The following is a 16,596-nucleotide window of genomic DNA, read 5'->3' as shown; positions in this document are numbered from 1 at the left end:
AAAAAATGTGGGCAGTGATACATTTGATTGCTTGGGTAGCAATCGTCATTTTAACAATCAGTGCTTTTAGCATCTATCCAAAAAATAACAAGGTATTTACGATCCTGCAAATGATCAATCGGGTGTTTTACATTATCGTGATCGGCAGCGGTATTATAATGGCAAGATATGGGCTCGCGCATCATCTTTTACCAGTGATATTCAAGATATTGCTAGGTATTTTAGTGATTGGCGTCATCGAAATGTTACTCAGCTATCGAAAAAAAGACAGACCGACTACGCTGTTCTTTAGTTTGTTCTTTGTTTCGGTTATTTTGACAGTCGCACTTGGCTTCTATCTATCGGGTGGTTATCCATTGGTATAAAAGTAAGTGTGAAGACAATGAAAAATCCGAATAAATATTTTTCAATAATCTAAGCCTTTTTTTCAAAAAAAGGCTTTTCAATTCCTGAAAAACTTGGTATGTTATGAAAGGAGTTTGAAAAGGAAGCGAGCGAAGAGAATGGATAGTTTAAATAGTTATCGGGAGTATGGGAAAAAAACGGCGATCGCGCTCACGGCAGCACTGCTTAATGCGATCGGTATGAACTTTTTCCTGATCCCTGCAAAAGTATATGCAAGTGGGCTGAACGGTGTTGCTCAGCTAGCCTCAGATCTGCTGCGTGATTCGGTAGGTGTTTCAGTCGCAACAGGACTACTGATCTTGCTACTCAATATCCCTGTGGCCATACTCGGCTGGATCAAAGTCGGGAAAAGTTTTACGGTATTTAGTTTTATGGTCATCGCCTTTATGTCGCTGTTTTTGATCCTCATTCCTGAGGTGCAGATCTCAAATGATATCTTATTAAACGCGATTTTTGGCGCAATAATCTGCTCGACCGGAATCGGCTTAGCGCTTAAATTCGGGATCTCGACAGGTGGGCTGGATATCATTGCCATGTATATCACGATCAAAACAGGCCGTTCATTCGGCAAATACTTTTTGATCTTAAATAGTATTATCATTTTTGTTGCTGGATTTCGCTATGATTGGACGTATGCTTTATATACGCTGATCTCTTTATATGTTTCCAGCCGAGTGATCGATTTGATCCACACAAGGCATCAAAAACTGACGCTGATGATCATGACACAGCATGCAGATAGCGTTATTGAAGCGATCCATGCTAATATGTTTCGGGGGATCACGGTACTGAATGCGACCGGTGCTTATTCCAAAGATGATATCAACATGCTGGTAATGGTTATTACTAGGTATGAGTTATATGATCTGACACATATTATCAATGAGATCGACCCTCGTGCGTTTATCAATATCATGGAAACATCAGGCGTGATCGGGGATTTCCGCTCCGAAGCCGATCAGAAACTGGCAATGGAGATGTACCGCAATAATATGTTATAAAAAAAAGAGCTGATTCAGCTCTTTTTTAAACCCCTAAATTTTCTTGTAGATAAATAGCGATGCCATCGTCTTCGTTACTTAACGTCGTCGTATTGGCAATGTTTTTTACTTGCTCATTGCCATTTCCCATCGCTACGCCAGTTCCTGCGAATTCGAGCATTTCCAGATCGTTGAGTTCATCACCGAAAGCGATGATATCCTTGCGATCAAAGCCCAATGATTTCGCAGCAGCTTTTACACCGACAGCTTTATTGATACCGTGCTTGATGATTTCGATCGCCGGCCAAGCAGCGCCCCAAGTCGTATAGGAAAGTTTGGAAGAAAGCTGCTTATCCAAATATTTACGGATCAGCACTAGCTGTTCATCTTGTCCGAATAATAATACGGAGGTCGGATCAATATTGACATTTTGGCGAATGTCGCCGATTTTGACATTTTCCAGCCCTAAGTGCATCGAGGCAGGAACAGATTCATTTTCCTCGCGGATAAAAACAAAATCCTCTACTTCAGCAGCAATATTGCGGAGCGGAAGGTGGCTTGTGAAATCCAGCAGCTCGTGAACGATATTCAGATCGATCGAATGATGATAGCGATCGGCAAAATCAGGCATTTTTGGATGATGATACACAGCGCCATTGAAATTGACGATTGGTGTCGTGAGCGTCAGTTCATCATAAAATAAATTACTTAACCGGTAAGGCCTACCAGTAGCGATCATAACTTCATGACCAGCATTGCGGGCTCTCTGCAGCGTTTGCTTCGTTGTTTGTGAAATAGTCTGGTCATCTCTTAACGTTGTGCCGTCTAAATCGAGTACAATTAACTTTTTGTCCATACAAAGCTCCTTTAATCCAAATTCAAATCATTCGTGAATAGGTTTTAATCATGATAGAATAACCTTATATTACTATGATAGTATGTATTACGCTATTTGTAAAACTATCCAGATAAAAAGTTATCTGTAGGAGGTAAATGCAGGAAATGATAGAGATCAAACACGAGCAAGTAGGAAGTGTTCCTTATTTAAATGTTTATCAGGCAGAACAGGAACAAAAGCGTTTACCGACCGTCTTTTTTTATCACGGTTTCCAAAGTCAAAAAGAATTATACCTGCATTACGGTTATTACCTTGCAGAAAAAGGATTTCGCGTTATTTTGCCGGAAGCTGCTTATCACGGCGAACGTAAGGGAGATGCTGGAACGTTAGAACAAACCCATTTTTTCTGGGACGCGATTCAAGGAAATATCGATGAATTTGCTGCTCTGAAAGAATCCTTGATCCAATCAGGACAAACAGATATTGCCCGCATCGGTGTTGGCGGAGTGTCAATGGGAGCAATTACCTCTCTAGGCATCTTAAACCGCTATGAAGATATCCATGCTGTGGTAAGCTTGATGGGGAGCGCCTATTACGTGGATTACGCGAAACAGCTTTCTGAGATAGCAGCCAGCCAAGGAATTACCTTCCCGTATTCTGTAGAAGAGCGCATCGCTCAGCTAGCCCCATATGATCTGACCAAACGCTTAGACCGAATCGGAGACCGCCCCGTATTATTGTGGCATGGCAAGAAAGACGATGTCGTTCCCTACATATACAGCGAACGATTATATCAATCCTTGGTAGAACAACAACTAGCCGACAATGTAGAATTTATCAGCGACGAAAATGCCAGACATAAAGTTACGCTAGCAGGAATTGAAAAAACAGTAGCCTTTTTTACAGAACAATTGGGAAGTTAATGAAAATGATTCTCAAATGTGATATAATGAATTGCAAATAATTGGAAAAGGAGGCATAGGCTTCATGGATGAACAGCTCAAAGAAAATATTGTAGGTGCCTTAGAACAAGTTATCGATCCAGAACTAGGAATCGATATTGTGAACCTTGGTTTGATTTACGATGTAGACTTAGACGAAGATGGATTATGCACGGTCACAATGACGCTTACAACAATGGGATGCCCGCTTGCAGGGATCTTGACAGACCAAGTCCGCATGGCTACCGCCGATATTCCTGAAATCAAAGATACAAACGTTAATGTTGTATGGAGTCCGCCATGGACAAAAGACCGCATGTCCCGCTATGCGAAAATCGCGCTGGGGATTCGTTAAAGTTAGCGCATTATCTCGATATTCGCTTAGGAATACAAGTTTATAAAGAAGTTACAAGGTATTTTCTATTATTTTTAAATAGTAGGAGGTACCTTTTTTGTTATTTTCAAAAGAGCGAAGCAGAAATTTAAATGAACAAGCCACTCAAATCGTGTTTCCTTACAAAAGGCGGACAATCTGGATCAGCTATTTTGAATGTCCAAAATGAGGTTATCGGCGTGCATACCACAGCCGCAGGAAGTTATAATTTTGGTACTAAACTGAATGACATATTTTATGCATTTATTAAAGAACATATGGATGAATAATGAAAAGAGCCGCTATTTATAGCGGCTCTTGGCTTATTGATCATCAGACTGTCTTTTCAAATGACAATGCTTCTTCTGTCAAATGCTTGGCGGATCCTTCTAATTTAGTGGAATTATCAATACTGGTACTGATTTCCTCTTTGCTCGTGTGGATGCTCTTTTCGATTTCTTTGATCCCTGCGGACATCTTAGAAACGTTGACGGTAATGTTTTTCGTGCTTTCCTCTACTTGGCGGATAGCTGCTTCAACTTGATTAGAAAGCTTTCTGACTTCATCTGCCACGACTGCAAACCCTCTGCCGTTTTCGCCGGCACGTGCAGCTTCAATTGCTGCATTTAGGGCGAGCAAGTTGGTCTGGCTTGCTATTTTATTGATGATCGCTACGATTTCTTGGATTTCCTGCGTATCTTCTTTTAAAATATTGACTTGTGTCTGCGTTTCTTGATGATGATTTTGCATCAATTGCAGTTCCGTTTGGACTTTCGTTCCGATTTCTTTGCCGGCATCCGCTTGTTTTAAGAGCACTTGAGCGATCTCGCTAAATTCGCTGCTATAGCTTTGCGTCCGCAAAATCCGATCCGTGATGTCGAAGGCGATTTTTCCAATTGCAGTGACAACCCCATTCTCCTTTATAGGAATATAGGTTGCTTGTAGCCAAAGTACTTCTCCGTTTTTGCTTTTCCGTTTTAATTTGTCTTGGATAAATTCTCCTGACAGCAACGTTTTCCAAAAAGTTTCGTAGGCAGGGCTGTCAGTAAAATCAGTAAAGCAGAGATCTGCATGCGTTTTACCTAGTAATTCATCTTTCTCATATGCTAGTGTTTCTGCAAACAATGTATTCACATAAATGATTTCTCGATTTATATTGAATTTTATAGCGGGAACATATTCTAAGATGGCATCAAAAAATAATTTTTCCTCGTTTTCGAGTGTAAATCACTCCTTTCCTTTATTATAAACAAATTTACACGAACAACTAGCTATTTTATGTAAATTTATTATCATTTATAGGGAATAGGAGTGATTTATTTATCACTTTCCAGATCTGCAATGCGGGCTGCTAGTTCTTCGTGCTTTTTATAACTAGTTACCAAACGTTTTGCCATTTCTAATTCGGCTTTTGCTGTCATAAAATGGTCTTGACCGTGGATCAGCAGGAAGGAGGCATTTAAGCCGTCACGCTGCTCACTGCTGACGATCTTTGTTTGCCACTGATGTCCTTCTGCAAATTCTTGGTCTGCTTTTTGGAGGTGAGCTGCAGCTGAAGGGAAATCATTTTTTTCAGCAGCCTCGATTGCGGAATAGGCAAATTGACGCATATTTCCACCGTGAAAAATCAGTTTGACTATCGCTTCTTCATTTTGAATACTCATTAGGCTGATCCATTCCTTTCTTTTTCAGCATTTTCAGTCTATAGGCGGAGGTCGTTTCTTCTTATTTATTCTATAATAAAAATAAAGAAACGGCTAGGAGGAGATTGAGATGGAAGAACGTATCTATGACCTGGAAGACCGTGTACAGGATCTGGAATTAGAAGTGGCGGATCTGCGCAAACGCTTGGAAGAAACCAAAAAACCCGCACCTAGAGATAATCGGACATGGTGGGTATTGGTTCCGATAGTAGCGATTATTTGCGGTACGATTATGTCGATCGTTGGCTGATTGGAAAGTTTTGAACTTATTTGCTTGCAATTTTAAGAAAAAGTAGTAAAATAAATTTTAGAGATAGGAACTTTTCCTGATGAAAGTAAAGAAGGTTCTTTATTTTCATGGGGACGAGTCCCTATCATGATTATAGTGGTGCAGACGTATCCATCTTCCAATAGAGTCTATAATTGCTATTATAGATTTTTTAACGTCAAACCATTATTTGTTTTCATTCATCTCATTTGCCATGTATTCTTGTTTGCGCCTCATCCCGTTATGCGCAGACGTATAGACATGATGGCGACGCTGAAATTATTTTCAGCGTATTTTTTTTGGATTTTTTTAAGCCACCTTATTTCCTTTCCGTTTTTGAAATTGGTATACTCAGAAGAGAAGATCAGAAGGAGGGAAAAAGAATGTCATTAACAGGAAAAAGAATTCTGGCCTTGGTCAGCGATGATTTTGAAGACTTAGAATTATGGTATCCCGTTTTACGTGTAAGAGAAGAGGGGGCAACAGTCGATTTAGTTGGTGAAGAAGCCGCACATGTCTATCACGGTAAATATGGTGTTCCTGCAACCTCAGATTATAGCTTTGATGAAATCAAACCGGAAGATTACGACGGGATATTAGTTCCCGGCGGCTGGTCGCCTGATAAGCTGAGAAGATATGAGAAAGTTCTAGACTTCATAAAATATTTCGATCGTGAGAAGAAACCGATCGGTCAAATTTGCCACGCAGGCTGGGTATTGATCTCCGCTGGTATTTTGGATGGCGTGAATGTCACAAGTACGCCCGGTATCAAGGACGATATGACAAATGCTGGTGCAATCTGGCATAATGAAGCGGTTGTAACAGACGGTCACATTATTTCAAGTCGTCGTCCCCCGGATCTGCCGGAATATCTACCTGCCTATATCAAAGCATTTTCTAAATAAAAAGAAGCCAATCACTAAGATTGGCTTCAGACTGAAGAAAAACACCATTTCAATCATTATTTTACTGTTTTCAGCTTGGTGAAAAATGATTAGATTCTAGGCAAAGCCGAGTACCGAAGCGGAGCGTACTTTTGCGTACGTGAGCATCGGAACGCAGGCTTTAACGACGAAGATGAGCGTTTTTCGCCAAGCTGAGAAGCCAATCACTAAGATTGGCTTCTTTTTTTACCCTAAATAGAAATTGATAATAAAACCGATGAAGCAAGGAATTGCGGCGACCACGAAAGCAATACTAAAACGCAGCTGTTTCTTGCGTCCCTCCCGATTGTTCTGATAACGAGAACCGGTGGTGAATAATGCTGAAAAAATGATCGATCCGAAAATCAAGATCGTTGTTACTAAAGAAAATAGATTGGCGCCTATTTCTTTGGAAGTAAATAAACTGATCAAGAAAATAACAATTGCTCCGCCTAATCCGGCTAAAAATGATTTTAAATACAACGGCTCAGTCACTCTTTTCACATAAAGTCTTACTTCCTTTATAGCAAAACTTTCGGCGTTTGTCTATTAATGCGGCAAGAAAGCTACAAGAATGAAGAAAAGAATCGCGATCACGATCAAGAAAGGATTGAGCTCACGCCATTTTCCTGTAAAGACCTTCAAGACAGGGTAAGAAATGAAACCAAATGCCAGACCGATCGCAATGCTAGAAGTAAGCGGCATCGCTAGGATAACGAGGAATGCCGGAAAGGCTTCATCTAAGGTATCCCAATCAATCTCTTTCACGGCACCGATCATCATGCTACCGACAACGATAAGCGCAGGAGCAGTGATCGCAGAGATTCCGGAGATTGCCCCAACTAAAGGTGCAAAGAAGGCAGATACGATGAAAAGCATGGCTACAGTAAATGTAGTAAGCCCTGTACGTCCGCCAGTTTCAACGCCGGCTGACGACTCGATATACGCGCTTGTCGGCGTAGTACCCAGCATAGAACCAACACTTGTAGCTACAGCATCAGCAAGAAGCGCTTGCTTAGCATTAGGTAATTTTTCGCCGCGCATCAATCCTGCACGTTTTGCCACTCCAATCATGGTTCCAGTTGTATCAAAGATCGTGATAAGTAGGAAGGAGAGAATCACGGCATACAGGCTGTGGCTGATAACATCTCCAAAAGCATGAAGCGGATTGGTAAATACGAATTCCGGCATTGTCGGCATTTTTACAAAGCCGTTCGTAAATTTCAACGTACCAGTAAAGAAAGCAATGATTGCAGTAGCGATCATGCCGATGAAAAGTGCGCCTTTTACGCGCAATGCAAGGAAAATCAAAGTAATCGCTAGACCGATGATCGCAAGCAGTGCTTCTTGGGAATGCAGGTCGCCCAGTCCTACTAAGTTAGAGGGGTTAGCGACAATGATACCAGTCATTCTAAAACCTAAGAAAGCAATGAAAAGACCGATTCCGGCGGTTATCCCTGCTTTTAGATTATGCGGGATGGCTTCGATCAATTTTTCCCGGAAAGGCGTTAATGAAAGCAATAAGAAAATAAGACCAGCCACAAAGACAGCGGCAAATGCTACGGAATAGTCTAGTTTTTGCGTCGTTACGACAGTAACAAAATACGCATTCATTCCCAAACCAGGTGCGATCGCAATTGGATAGTTAGCGAATAATGCCATCCACAGCGTCCCGATCACAGCAGAAATGATCGTTGCCATAAACACAGTTTGAAAGGGGACATGCGCTGCGGACAAGATCGCAGGGTTCACCACGATAATATAGACCATTGTTAAAAAGGTGGTAAAACCAGAGATTACTTCCGTTTTTACATCTGTACCAGCTTCTTTTAACCGAAACATATAGTTAACACTCCTTTATAAATAACGAACAATTTAAAACCACAATATCAATAATATTCGTTTTTTAGTAAAAAAGCAAGCCTGTTTTGGTAATTTTATTAGAAAGAAAGATCCTCTAGCCGATCAAAGGCTTCTTTCAAAATCGGGATTGGCTGAGTGGCAGCGATCCGGACATAATTATCTCCGCTTTCGCCGAATGCCAATCCTGGGATCACCAGCACTTTTGTTTCTTTTAAGAGGTATTCGCTGAATGGAACAGAGCTCATCTGCGTGCGCGTGATATTAACAAACGCATACATGGATCCTTTTACAGGATGGAGTGACAAATACGGAATCGCTGCGATACGCTCTGCGATATATTCCAAGCGTTTCTGGAATATAGCCGTCACTTGAGGTATTAATGTTTCTGCATGGTTCAACGCATAAATCGCTGCCCGTTGTGAGGGGGACGGTGCTGAATAGGTAATGCCTTCATTCAGTAGCTTGGCTGCCTCATTGATATAAGGTGGTGCGATCATGTAGCCGATCCGCCAGCCAGTCATGGCGAAATTTTTAGAGAGACTGCCTAGTAGAATCGTATGTTCCGGCGCAAAAGCAAGCATCGGAGTAAAATCACTGTAAAAGCTGAAGCCATCATAAACTTCATCGGAAATAATATAAAAATCGTATTTTTCTGCGAGTGCAGCGATCTTGGTAAATGCTTCTTTAGAAAATACTGCACCAGTTGGATTATTGGGGGAATTCAAGATAAATGCTTTGGTCTTAGGCGAAACAGCAGCTTCTAAAAGATCGATATCGATCTCAAAACCATCTTTTTCATAAGTAGGAACGACAACGGGAACACCCTGTGATTGGATGATCTGTTCTTTATAAGGTGAAAAGAACGGTTCGTGCAGAATTACTTCGTCACCGGGATCAAGGATAACTTGCAATGCTAAATACATCGCATGAGAAGCGCCGACTGTGGCACGAACTTGATCGGCAGCTACTTCTAAATGATAGAGCCGTTTGTAAAAATCGATCACAGCATTGATAAAAGTGATTTCTCCGCCAGATTCTGTATATTTGGTATGGCCGGCTTTTACATCTGCGAAAGCTGCTTCGATGATCGTCTTGTCTGTGATGATGTCGGGATCACCGATGGACAGATCCAGCAGATCCGGAGTCGTTTTGGCAAGTGTGCCGATGTTGGCAAGGATATTGACGGGTGTTCCTTGATGGCGTTTAGCGATGTTGGTACTGTTCATTGTGTATTTCACTCCTTATGTTGGTAGATAGATAAAAGGAAGGACCGTATCGTATGGTCACTTCCTTTTTTATTGTTAGGCGAGTACTTTACTCAGGAAATTTTGTGCACGTTCGGATTTGGTATGATTAAATACTTCATCTGGAGTGCCTTCCTCTTGGATAACGCCGTCGTCCATAAAAATGACCCGGTCGGCTACTTCTTTAGCAAATCCCATTTCGTGTGTCACCACTACCATGGTCATGCCTTCTTTTGCTAGTTCTTTCATAACTGCCAATACTTCGCCGACCATTTCGGGGTCAAGGGCGGAAGTAGGTTCATCGAAAAGAAGGACATCGGGGTTCATTGCCAAAGCTCTGGCGATCGCCACACGCTGCTGCTGGCCGCCGGATAAACTGCTTGGATAATTATCAGCTTTATCAGCGAGACCAACTTTTGTCAGCAAAGCGAGTGCTTTTTCTTTTGCTTCTTTATCATTTGTTTTTTTAACTTTTAGTGGCGCTAATGTTAAATTCTCTAAAACAGTTTTATGTGGAAATAAATTAAAGTTTTGGAAAACCATGCCCATTTTTTGACGCAGCTCATTGATATCGGTGTTTTTGGCAAGTAAATCTTTTTCTTCAAAGCGGATCGTGCCTTTGGTTGGCTGTTCAAGCAGGTTCAAACATCTTAAAAAGGTGCTTTTCCCACTGCCGGAAGGGCCAATAACGACGATCACCTCACCAGTTTGGATATCTAAATCGATCCCTTTCAAAACCTCTAACTTACCAAAATATTTATGAAGATTGGAAACATTAATCACTAGTCTTCATTCTCCTTTCTGCAACCCCTAGTAATCTGGACAATCCGAATGTCAGTACAAAGTAGATAAGGGAAGTGATCACTAACGGAATAAATGGCTTGAAGCTGGCGCCTTGAACGACGCCGGTCACGAACATCAGCTCACCGACACCGATAACGGATACGATCGAGGATTCTTTGATGACCGAAACAAATTCATTCCCAAGGGCAGGAAGAATATTTTTAACTGCTTGCGGCAAGATAATATAGCGCATGCTTGTTCCGCGAGTCATTCCCAGAGAACGAGCGGCTTCCATTTGTCCTTTGTTGACTGCTGAGATACCGGCACGAATGATCTCGGCAACATAAGCAGCACTATTTAGGGAAAGGGCGATACAACCGGATAAGAAGGCGGATAAGTTAAGGCCAAGTATCTGGGTACCGAAGAATACGATAGAAATTTGAACAAGCAATGGTGTGCCGCGGACAAACTCGATATACCACGAAGCAGGCCAGCGCAGCCATCTTGTTTCAGAAAGTTTCATCAATGCCAATAGCGAACCGAGAATCGATCCAAACAGCACGCCGACAATTGCTAAGAGAATGGTGTAAAGTGTTCCTTTCAGGAAGTAATCTTTGTATTTTTGGAAAAAACTTTCTTCTAAAAACATTTGCTTGTTTGCCGTTGCTTGATATTTTTTCAATGCTCCAGAATCCTTGATATCTTTAATAGAAGCATTTACTTTATCCTGCAATGCAGTGGAGCCTTTTGGAAGGGCGATCGCAGTATCTTTTTGACCATTCGCGAATTTGACATTTTTTGCATAGGCGAGTGCTTTGTTTTGAGAAACATAGGCATCAGCCACAGGGCCTTCAAGTACAGCGGCATCGATTTTATTCGATGTAAGATTTAAGATAATATCGGGAACTTTTTGTAGAGACATTACGGTAGAGCCACTCAATTCGTTTTGGGCAAGTTCTTCTTGTGTCGTTTGTTTTTGAGCGCCGACTTTAACGCCTTGGAAGTCGCTGGTGGATTTGAATTTATTTTGATCCACTTTGCGGACGATGACTTTCTGATCCACACGCATGTATGTATCAGAAAAATCTACTTCTTTTTCTCGTTCAGGAGTTGGCGACATCCCGGAGATGATCATATCGATCTTGCCGGTTTTTAAAGCACCGAGTAAACTTTCAAAATTCATTTCTGTAATAACCGGTTTTACTTTTAGATCTTTTGCGATTTTATCTGCAATACTGATATCAAAACCGACGATCTTATCTTTTCCCTTAATAGTTTGATGAAATTCATAGGGAGGGTAATCAGCAGATAGACCGACTCTTAATTCTCCGTTTTTCTGAATTTTTTTCAAATAAGGATCTGTTTCTGCGGCGGACGCAGCGTGGATCGAAGGGATAAGGAAGGTGAAAAAAATAGCGAGTGCAATAAATAATTTGGTTGATTTCCCTTTTGTCATAAAAATGCTCCTATCGTTTGTATTATCTTATTATAATACAACATAATGTTTAATTATTCAATAAAAGATTATAAAAATAATAATAACATGTATAAAAAAGGATGTTTATACATAGAAATGAATATAGAGCCGACCTTGGTAAGGACCAGCTCTATAGGCTAAAATTCTTCTTTGAGTAGTTTTTGAATAAAATAACAGAGAATAAATAAACTGACCGGCAAGGAAGGATCCTTGTCTGCCGTTTCGATCGAAATGAATTTTTTCATCTTATCATTCGTTTGATCGATTTTTGCAACTTCCTTATCATCCGCATAGATCACGAGTGGATCTTCTTTAGTGATTTGGGAGATTAGGATTTTTTTGCTAGAACCTTCCCACTCACCGGAAATAGACAGCGCTTCCTCCATATTTCCTAGTTCTTCTTGGAAGGCGATCGTGCTACTGTCCTCCAAATTATGGAAAACAACGGTTGCGCCTTCTGTGCCAAGCCAGCCGATCTCAAGCGTGACAGAGGCATTTTCTGTGTTGTTGCTGGCATGATAGGTGTAAATATCCTGCTTTTTGGAAAATGCGATCTGTGCAGCTGCTTTGGTGATCTCGCCAATAACTTCTTCTTCATTGTTATAGATCGGAATAGGTTTCTTTTTTTGGAACATCAACGGTTTTTCAAAATAATAAATCCCCATTTATTGACCCCTCTTTCTATGTAACACGGTATAAGGGACTTTTCCCTAATCACAAAGTGAAAAACAGCACAATGAGAGGAAGAGATCAAAACTTGTAAGCCCGCTGTTTCCAGTCATCGGAACGCTTTAGGAAAATATAATTGACTGTTTCTTTATATACCTCGAATCCCTTGTTAAGAAAGAAGGTGTGTTGGTGCGTATCGTTTTTCCTGATATCTGTATAAAGGGTATAGCTAGCTTCGTTCTTGATCGTTCGTAGCGTCAGGTTGGCGATCTTTGTCCAGTGCGCTTCATCTATACCGTAAATCTCGCCGATCTCGATTCCTCTTCGACCATTTTCGAAGGAGGAGAAGGCACAGACTTGTGTTCCTTGTTTGCCGATCAGCCAGGTTTTATCCTGTGTATTGACAAGATAGGGAAAGAGTTTCTGCCAAACGCGCTCTGCGAAATAGGGCGCCATGTATTGATAAAAGATTTTTTTGTTATAGGGGGGAGCAAAGATTATCGTTTCCAAAGTTTCACATCCCTTTTCTTAGCTGTAGTAACGTTCTTCAAATTCTTCCCAGGAGTCGGAAAAATCGTGATTAGCGAAGATGTCTTTTAAAAAAGTATTTTGTTTCAGACGAATGACTTCTTCTTTATCCATTCCGAGATTGAGAGCGATCTCGGATTCATCCCAACCGGAGCGGATCAGCATTTCGATTATATTCGACATGCCTTCGATACTGTGTGTTCCCCGTGCGCGGTTATGCCGAATCGTGCTTGCCATACGATGAGCAAGCGATTTGTCGATGACGGTGACAGGAACCTCTTTTAGCCGAAGTCGTCTTCGGGCCAAGAAAAATCGGTGATAGCCGTCGACGATCTTATATCTGTCGATTTTAGGGATATAATAACAGACGATCGGTTGTGTAAAGCCATCCTCGCGAATCGATCGCTCCAGCAGTGCGAGTTCTGGAGTTGCAACTTTGTTGGGATTATAGCCGTTTTCATCGACTTTATCGATTGGCACCATTTTTACATTTAGAACGGGAAAAGTGATTTTACTCTGCATTGTCATGTGGACCACCTTATTTAGAAGTTTCGCGTTGCATTTTGTTGATGATAGATTGGTAAATCTTTCCATTGAGGGCTTCGATACCTAGCTGACCGTGAAATTCGTCATATAGTTGATAAAGTTCCTGTTCATCTTTTTTCGTCAGGCTATATTGCCTTGTCGTCAGGGCAAAATCGTTTTTTTCAAGGACGCGGGCGAGACTTTTCCAATTATGCCATAAGCGCTCGTCTTTTTTCCATTCACGCTGTTTGGCTTCATCTACCATATCGCAAACATCCATGTCGTATTTCTTCTTATAGTAATTCATTAGGATCTTAAATTTACGATGGTAATGGTCGCGCAGCTTTTCGCTGTAAAAACCATAGCTTTCTAGCAGAAATACAGTATACTGCTGCCAAGTCATATGGAGCGGTTTTTTTGTTTTCGCATAGCCGAGCAGATGTGTTTTAGAATACAGACTGCCGAAATTAGCACCGCTTACACGATTGACGATCTTTTCCCATAAGTGCGGTTCCAGTGCGGCAAATTGTTTGAGGCCAATGCGCTGCTGTAGACCATAAGGCTGACAGATACGCATGTGCTTGAAAGGGATCCCATTCTTATACATCTGATCGTAAATGTGATTATACTCCCAGTCGAAACAAGAGATTGCTTTCCAAATATCTTCAAACTTCCAGTCGAAAATCGGATAGAATTTATAATAGCCATCTTTGGAACGGTTGATCCATTGTTTGCCGCGGTATTTATTGATCCCGTTCTGAATCGCATTATAACGCATCAGGCTCTCTTGGGTGCGTAAACCGATCCCGCATGCGATCGTAGAATCGGCGTAGATCTCTTGATACCATTTCCCGAATTTTTTTAAAAAGATGTCTGGATTACCGTGGCTGCGATTGAAATAATATAATAGCCGTTCATCTAATTTATCCAATGTTATCGCATCTTGTGGTAGAGGATGGATCCAACGTTCTTTTTCCCGCGGATTCCACATGATCCATTGCGGCTGCAAGATACTGGAATAGTTATCTTCATAAAACGGCAGACAAAAATGGTAAACCGTTCCCACAGTGGGCAATTGTTTACAGCGTTCTAAAAATATAACGGTTTCTGTATAGTTTGCTTCGATATCCAAAATCACGATATCGAATGTGCGGTTCATTTTCTGGGCGATCTGATTAGCTAGATAGACCATGATACCACTATCTTTGCCGCCGCTCACTGAAAAATAAACGTGCTCAAATTCTTGAAATATGTAACGCATTCTTGCTTGGGCAGCTTCCAGTACATTCATTAAGTATCACTCCTAGCCCAGTTATATTAAGTATTATTATGAACATATCATACTATTATTGAGTGGGATAATCAAGCAAGGGCAAGAAAGGAAAAGCCTAATAAAAAAGCCTCGCAGCAGGTGCGAAGCCGTTGTTTTATGATAAAAATAAATGAAGCAGGAAGTAAAGCGCACCTGCAAATAATGCAGAAATCGGTAGTGTGATGATCCAAGTGATCACCATTCGCTGTGCAGTATCCCATTTAACACCTTTGACACGATGTGATGTACCTACCCCTAAGATAGAAGAGCTGATAACATGGGTCGTGCTGACAGGCAAGTGGATAAATGTGGCTCCGAATATGATGATAACGGAACTCAAGTCAGCTGCTACACCATTGACTGGCTTGATCTTCATGATCTTTCCACCAACAGTTTGGATGATCTTCCAGCCACCGATACTTGTACCGATCGCCATTGCCAAGGCACAACTCACTTGAACCCAAAGCTGAACGTCGTCTCCAGTTTGGAAACCATTAGCGATCAAGGCAAGTGTGATGATACCCATTGATTTTTGAGCATCATTCGTACCGTGCGTGTAGGATTGCAACGCAGCGGTAAAGACTTGGATGTAACGGAAATTACGGTTTGTTGAAGCTAAATTTAGATTTTTTAATGTTAATTTGAATATCGTATAAATCAAGTACCCAACTGCAAAAGCAATGAAAGGAGAAGCGATCAGTCCAACGATGATCGTTAGGAACCCACTGTATTCAATGGAACCGAAGCCAGCAGCGGCAATAGCTGCACCAGCGATCGAGCCGATCAGGGCGTGCGAGGAACTGCTTGGGATACCGAAGTACCAAGTCAGCAAGTTCCATGCGATTGCTGAAAGAAGTGCGGCCAACAAGACGATCTCGCCATGTGGCAGTCGAAATGGATCAACGATATCTTTTGTGATCGTTTTGGCAACCCCTGTAAAAGAAACTGCCCCTATGAAGTTCATTGTAGCCGCCATAACGATAGCGTGACGCGGCTTTAAGGCTTTTGTCGAAACACTTGTCGCAATGGCATTTGCAGTATCATGAAAACCGTTTATGAGGTCAAATGTTAACGCTGCAAGAACAATAACAACGGTAATTAGTAACATACTCTCCATTATCTAGCTCCTTATGCATTTTTCATGACAATCGATTCAAGTGTATTTGCTACACTTTGACAACTGTCTGCAATGTCTTCTAGGTTTTGATAAACTTCTTTGTGACGGATCAAGCGGATTGGATCTTGTTCGCGTTTGAACAGTTCAATCAATGCTTCACGATAAACTTCATCACAGTGAGATTCATAATCTTTGATTTTAATAGCAAGTTTGCGTACGTCTTTTAATTTTTTGTCGAATACTAGATCCACAGCTCTTTCGATTTCAACCGTGCTGCTTTGGATAGCTTCGATCAATTTGACCATGTAGTCGTCGTAATGAGTGATTTGGCAAATTTCAAGTGAGAAAGCAGTTTCTTCCAGACCGTCCATGATATCATCCAGACGATTGGTAAGCTCAAGCATATCTTCTCGTTCGATAGGAGTGATAAATGCGTCGTTCAGTTCCATAATGATTTTATGGACCATTGTATCACCAGTGGTTTCGTATTCTTTGATTTTATCAGAAAATATATGAAGGTCATCTATAGAATTGATATTGAAAGAAGCGAAAAAATTAGCACCTTCCCGTAAATTAACAGCAATATCATGTAGCAATGAAGCAAAACGATCCTTTTTATTTTTAAAAGCCATTTCTGAAATTTCCTC

21 protein-coding genes and 1 pseudogene are annotated in these 16,596 nt (G+C 41.2%); 7 read left to right on the top strand and 15 right to left on the bottom strand.

Features of this window, described 5'->3' with window-relative positions; all coding sequences use genetic code 11:
• Positions 1–5: 5 nt before the first annotated feature.
• Together EL241_RS10830 and EL241_RS10825 are read left to right on the top strand one after the other, a co-directional pair.
• Complete coding sequence (locus EL241_RS10830) at positions 6–365, top strand: YisL family protein (RefSeq protein ID WP_036104774.1); 360 nt, start codon at positions 6–8, stop codon at positions 363–365.
• A 138-nt stretch (positions 366–503) separates the two neighbouring features.
• Positions 504–1,406: a YitT family protein gene (locus EL241_RS10825; protein WP_003754371.1), complete on the top strand. Its 903-nt coding sequence runs from the start codon at positions 504–506 to the stop codon at positions 1,404–1,406.
• 25 nt (positions 1,407–1,431) lie between these two features.
• Here EL241_RS10825 and EL241_RS10820 read toward each other — a convergent pair whose 3' ends face one another.
• Positions 1,432–2,241: a Cof-type HAD-IIB family hydrolase gene (locus EL241_RS10820; protein ID WP_003754373.1), complete on the bottom strand. Its 810-nt coding sequence runs from the start codon at positions 2,239–2,241 to the stop codon at positions 1,432–1,434.
• Positions 2,242–2,387: 146 nt separating this feature from the next.
• On the opposite strand from EL241_RS10820, the gene yjfP reads away from it, so the two are divergent.
• The 3 genes from yjfP to EL241_RS13695 all read left to right on the top strand — a co-directional run bounded on the left by yjfP (position 2,388) and on the right by EL241_RS13695 (position 3,827).
• Positions 2,388–3,146 (top strand): esterase, encoded by a 759-nt coding sequence (gene yjfP, locus EL241_RS10815; RefSeq protein ID WP_036105071.1) that lies wholly within the window; start codon positions 2,388–2,390, stop codon positions 3,144–3,146.
• A gap of 64 nt (positions 3,147–3,210) precedes the next feature.
• Positions 3,211–3,519, top strand: coding sequence for a metal-sulfur cluster assembly factor (locus EL241_RS10810; RefSeq protein ID WP_036104779.1), 309 nt, complete (start codon positions 3,211–3,213; stop codon positions 3,517–3,519).
• A gap of 131 nt (positions 3,520–3,650) precedes the next feature.
• Entirely contained in the window at positions 3,651–3,827 is a 177-nt protein-coding gene (locus tag EL241_RS13695; protein WP_159099831.1) for a trypsin-like serine peptidase, read from the top strand.
• Between the two features lie 43 nt (positions 3,828–3,870).
• Here the strand turns inward: EL241_RS13695 and EL241_RS13855 are convergent, their stop codons facing one another.
• From EL241_RS13855 to EL241_RS10800, 3 genes and pseudogenes are all read right to left on the bottom strand, one after another.
• The gene (locus EL241_RS13855) at positions 3,871–4,287 is read right to left on the bottom strand and encodes a methyl-accepting chemotaxis protein (protein WP_382311170.1); all 417 of its coding nucleotides are present in this window, start codon (positions 4,285–4,287) and stop codon (positions 3,871–3,873) included.
• A 123-nt stretch (positions 4,288–4,410) separates the two neighbouring features.
• Positions 4,411–4,734: pseudogene (locus EL241_RS13850) on the bottom strand (PAS domain-containing protein); the annotation flags it as partial.
• A 119-nt stretch (positions 4,735–4,853) separates the two neighbouring features.
• Positions 4,854–5,201 (bottom strand): PTS lactose/cellobiose transporter subunit IIA, encoded by a 348-nt coding sequence (locus EL241_RS10800; protein WP_003754390.1) that lies wholly within the window; start codon positions 5,199–5,201, stop codon positions 4,854–4,856.
• Positions 5,202–5,310: 109 nt separating this feature from the next.
• Here EL241_RS10800 and EL241_RS10795 point away from each other — a divergent pair, with 109 nt between their 5' ends.
• Both EL241_RS10795 and EL241_RS10790 read left to right on the top strand, forming a co-directional pair.
• The gene (locus tag EL241_RS10795) at positions 5,311–5,490 is read left to right on the top strand and encodes a hypothetical protein (RefSeq protein ID WP_036104782.1); all 180 of its coding nucleotides are present in this window, start codon (positions 5,311–5,313) and stop codon (positions 5,488–5,490) included.
• A 401-nt stretch (positions 5,491–5,891) separates the two neighbouring features.
• On the top strand, positions 5,892–6,413 hold the full coding sequence (locus tag EL241_RS10790) for a type 1 glutamine amidotransferase domain-containing protein (RefSeq protein ID WP_126320578.1): 522 nt from the start codon (positions 5,892–5,894) through the stop codon (positions 6,411–6,413).
• Positions 6,414–6,638: 225 nt separating this feature from the next.
• Here EL241_RS10790 and EL241_RS10785 read toward each other — a convergent pair whose 3' ends face one another.
• The 11 genes from EL241_RS10785 to EL241_RS10735 form a co-directional block, all read right to left on the bottom strand.
• Positions 6,639–6,914, bottom strand: a complete 276-nt coding sequence (locus EL241_RS10785; RefSeq protein WP_003754396.1) for a hypothetical protein — start codon at positions 6,912–6,914, stop codon at positions 6,639–6,641.
• Positions 6,915–6,980: 66 nt separating this feature from the next.
• Positions 6,981–8,273, bottom strand: coding sequence for an NCS2 family permease (locus tag EL241_RS10780; RefSeq protein WP_036104784.1), 1,293 nt, complete (start codon positions 8,271–8,273; stop codon positions 6,981–6,983).
• A gap of 98 nt (positions 8,274–8,371) precedes the next feature.
• Positions 8,372–9,520 carry a pyridoxal phosphate-dependent aminotransferase gene (locus tag EL241_RS10775; RefSeq protein ID WP_036104789.1) on the bottom strand — a complete coding sequence of 383 codons (1,149 nt, stop codon included), beginning with the start codon at positions 9,518–9,520 and terminating at the stop codon, positions 8,372–8,374.
• A gap of 75 nt (positions 9,521–9,595) precedes the next feature.
• Positions 9,596–10,321 (bottom strand): amino acid ABC transporter ATP-binding protein, encoded by a 726-nt coding sequence (locus tag EL241_RS10770; protein ID WP_003754401.1) that lies wholly within the window; start codon positions 10,319–10,321, stop codon positions 9,596–9,598.
• Positions 10,314–11,777 (bottom strand): ABC transporter substrate-binding protein/permease, encoded by a 1,464-nt coding sequence (locus EL241_RS10765; protein ID WP_003754402.1) that lies wholly within the window; start codon positions 11,775–11,777, stop codon positions 10,314–10,316. Before EL241_RS10765 ends, EL241_RS10770 begins: the two co-directional genes overlap by 8 nt.
• A 158-nt stretch (positions 11,778–11,935) precedes the next feature.
• Positions 11,936–12,463: a hypothetical protein gene (locus tag EL241_RS10760; protein ID WP_036104791.1), complete on the bottom strand. Its 528-nt coding sequence runs from the start codon at positions 12,461–12,463 to the stop codon at positions 11,936–11,938.
• 85 nt (positions 12,464–12,548) lie between these two features.
• Complete coding sequence (locus EL241_RS10755) at positions 12,549–12,977, bottom strand: hypothetical protein (RefSeq protein WP_052009107.1); 429 nt, start codon at positions 12,975–12,977, stop codon at positions 12,549–12,551.
• A gap of 18 nt (positions 12,978–12,995) precedes the next feature.
• Positions 12,996–13,523 carry an IbrB-like domain-containing protein gene (locus EL241_RS10750; protein ID WP_126320577.1) on the bottom strand — a complete coding sequence of 176 codons (528 nt, stop codon included), beginning with the start codon at positions 13,521–13,523 and terminating at the stop codon, positions 12,996–12,998.
• A gap of 10 nt (positions 13,524–13,533) precedes the next feature.
• Positions 13,534–14,811, bottom strand: coding sequence for a DUF3440 domain-containing protein (locus tag EL241_RS10745; RefSeq protein WP_126320576.1), 1,278 nt, complete (start codon positions 14,809–14,811; stop codon positions 13,534–13,536).
• A gap of 136 nt (positions 14,812–14,947) precedes the next feature.
• The gene (locus tag EL241_RS10740) at positions 14,948–15,949 is read right to left on the bottom strand and encodes an inorganic phosphate transporter (RefSeq protein ID WP_003754411.1); all 1,002 of its coding nucleotides are present in this window, start codon (positions 15,947–15,949) and stop codon (positions 14,948–14,950) included.
• An 11-nt stretch (positions 15,950–15,960) separates the two neighbouring features.
• Entirely contained in the window at positions 15,961–16,581 is a 621-nt protein-coding gene (locus EL241_RS10735) for a DUF47 domain-containing protein (protein WP_036104794.1), read from the bottom strand.
• Between the last annotated feature and the right edge of the window lie 15 nt (positions 16,582–16,596).

Origin of the sequence: Listeria grayi, from assembly GCF_900638015.1 — a bacterium.
Classification (GTDB): domain Bacteria; phylum Bacillota; class Bacilli; order Lactobacillales; family Listeriaceae; genus Listeria; species Listeria grayi.
This window is presented reverse-complemented; position numbering and strand designations above follow the sequence as displayed.

Bases quoted from the DNA above. Each gene is read 5' to 3' on its own strand.
- EL241_RS10790 (WP_126320578.1), top strand. From the start codon at position 5,892: ATGTCATTAACAGGAAAAAGAATTCTGGCCTTGGTCAGCGATGATTTT.
- EL241_RS13695 (WP_159099831.1), top strand. From the start codon at position 3,651: ATGAACAAGCCACTCAAATCGTGTTTCCTTACAAAAGGCGGACAATCT.
- EL241_RS10745 (WP_126320576.1), bottom strand. From the start codon at position 14,811: ATGAATGTACTGGAAGCTGCCCAAGCAAGAATGCGTTACATATTTCAA.
- EL241_RS10740 (WP_003754411.1), bottom strand. From the start codon at position 15,949: ATGGAGAGTATGTTACTAATTACCGTTGTTATTGTTCTTGCAGCGTTA.
- EL241_RS13855 (WP_382311170.1), bottom strand. From the start codon at position 4,287: ATGCAAAATCATCATCAAGAAACGCAGACACAAGTCAATATTTTAAAA.
- EL241_RS10820 (WP_003754373.1), bottom strand. From the start codon at position 2,241: ATGGACAAAAAGTTAATTGTACTCGATTTAGACGGCACAACGTTAAGA.
- yjfP (WP_036105071.1), top strand. From the start codon at position 2,388: ATGATAGAGATCAAACACGAGCAAGTAGGAAGTGTTCCTTATTTAAAT.
- EL241_RS10765 (WP_003754402.1), bottom strand. From the start codon at position 11,777: ATGACAAAAGGGAAATCAACCAAATTATTTATTGCACTCGCTATTTTT.
- EL241_RS10775 (WP_036104789.1), bottom strand. From the start codon at position 9,520: ATGAACAGTACCAACATCGCTAAACGCCATCAAGGAACACCCGTCAAT.
- EL241_RS10735 (WP_036104794.1), bottom strand. From the start codon at position 16,581: ATGGCTTTTAAAAATAAAAAGGATCGTTTTGCTTCATTGCTACATGAT.
- EL241_RS10750 (WP_126320577.1), bottom strand. From the start codon at position 13,523: ATGACAATGCAGAGTAAAATCACTTTTCCCGTTCTAAATGTAAAAATG.
- EL241_RS10830 (WP_036104774.1), top strand. From the start codon at position 6: ATGTGGGCAGTGATACATTTGATTGCTTGGGTAGCAATCGTCATTTTA.
- EL241_RS10795 (WP_036104782.1), top strand. From the start codon at position 5,311: ATGGAAGAACGTATCTATGACCTGGAAGACCGTGTACAGGATCTGGAA.
- EL241_RS10800 (WP_003754390.1), bottom strand. From the start codon at position 5,201: ATGAGTATTCAAAATGAAGAAGCGATAGTCAAACTGATTTTTCACGGT.
- EL241_RS10825 (WP_003754371.1), top strand. From the start codon at position 504: ATGGATAGTTTAAATAGTTATCGGGAGTATGGGAAAAAAACGGCGATC.
- EL241_RS10810 (WP_036104779.1), top strand. From the start codon at position 3,211: ATGGATGAACAGCTCAAAGAAAATATTGTAGGTGCCTTAGAACAAGTT.
- EL241_RS10780 (WP_036104784.1), bottom strand. From the start codon at position 8,273: ATGTTTCGGTTAAAAGAAGCTGGTACAGATGTAAAAACGGAAGTAATC.
- EL241_RS10760 (WP_036104791.1), bottom strand. From the start codon at position 12,463: ATGGGGATTTATTATTTTGAAAAACCGTTGATGTTCCAAAAAAAGAAA.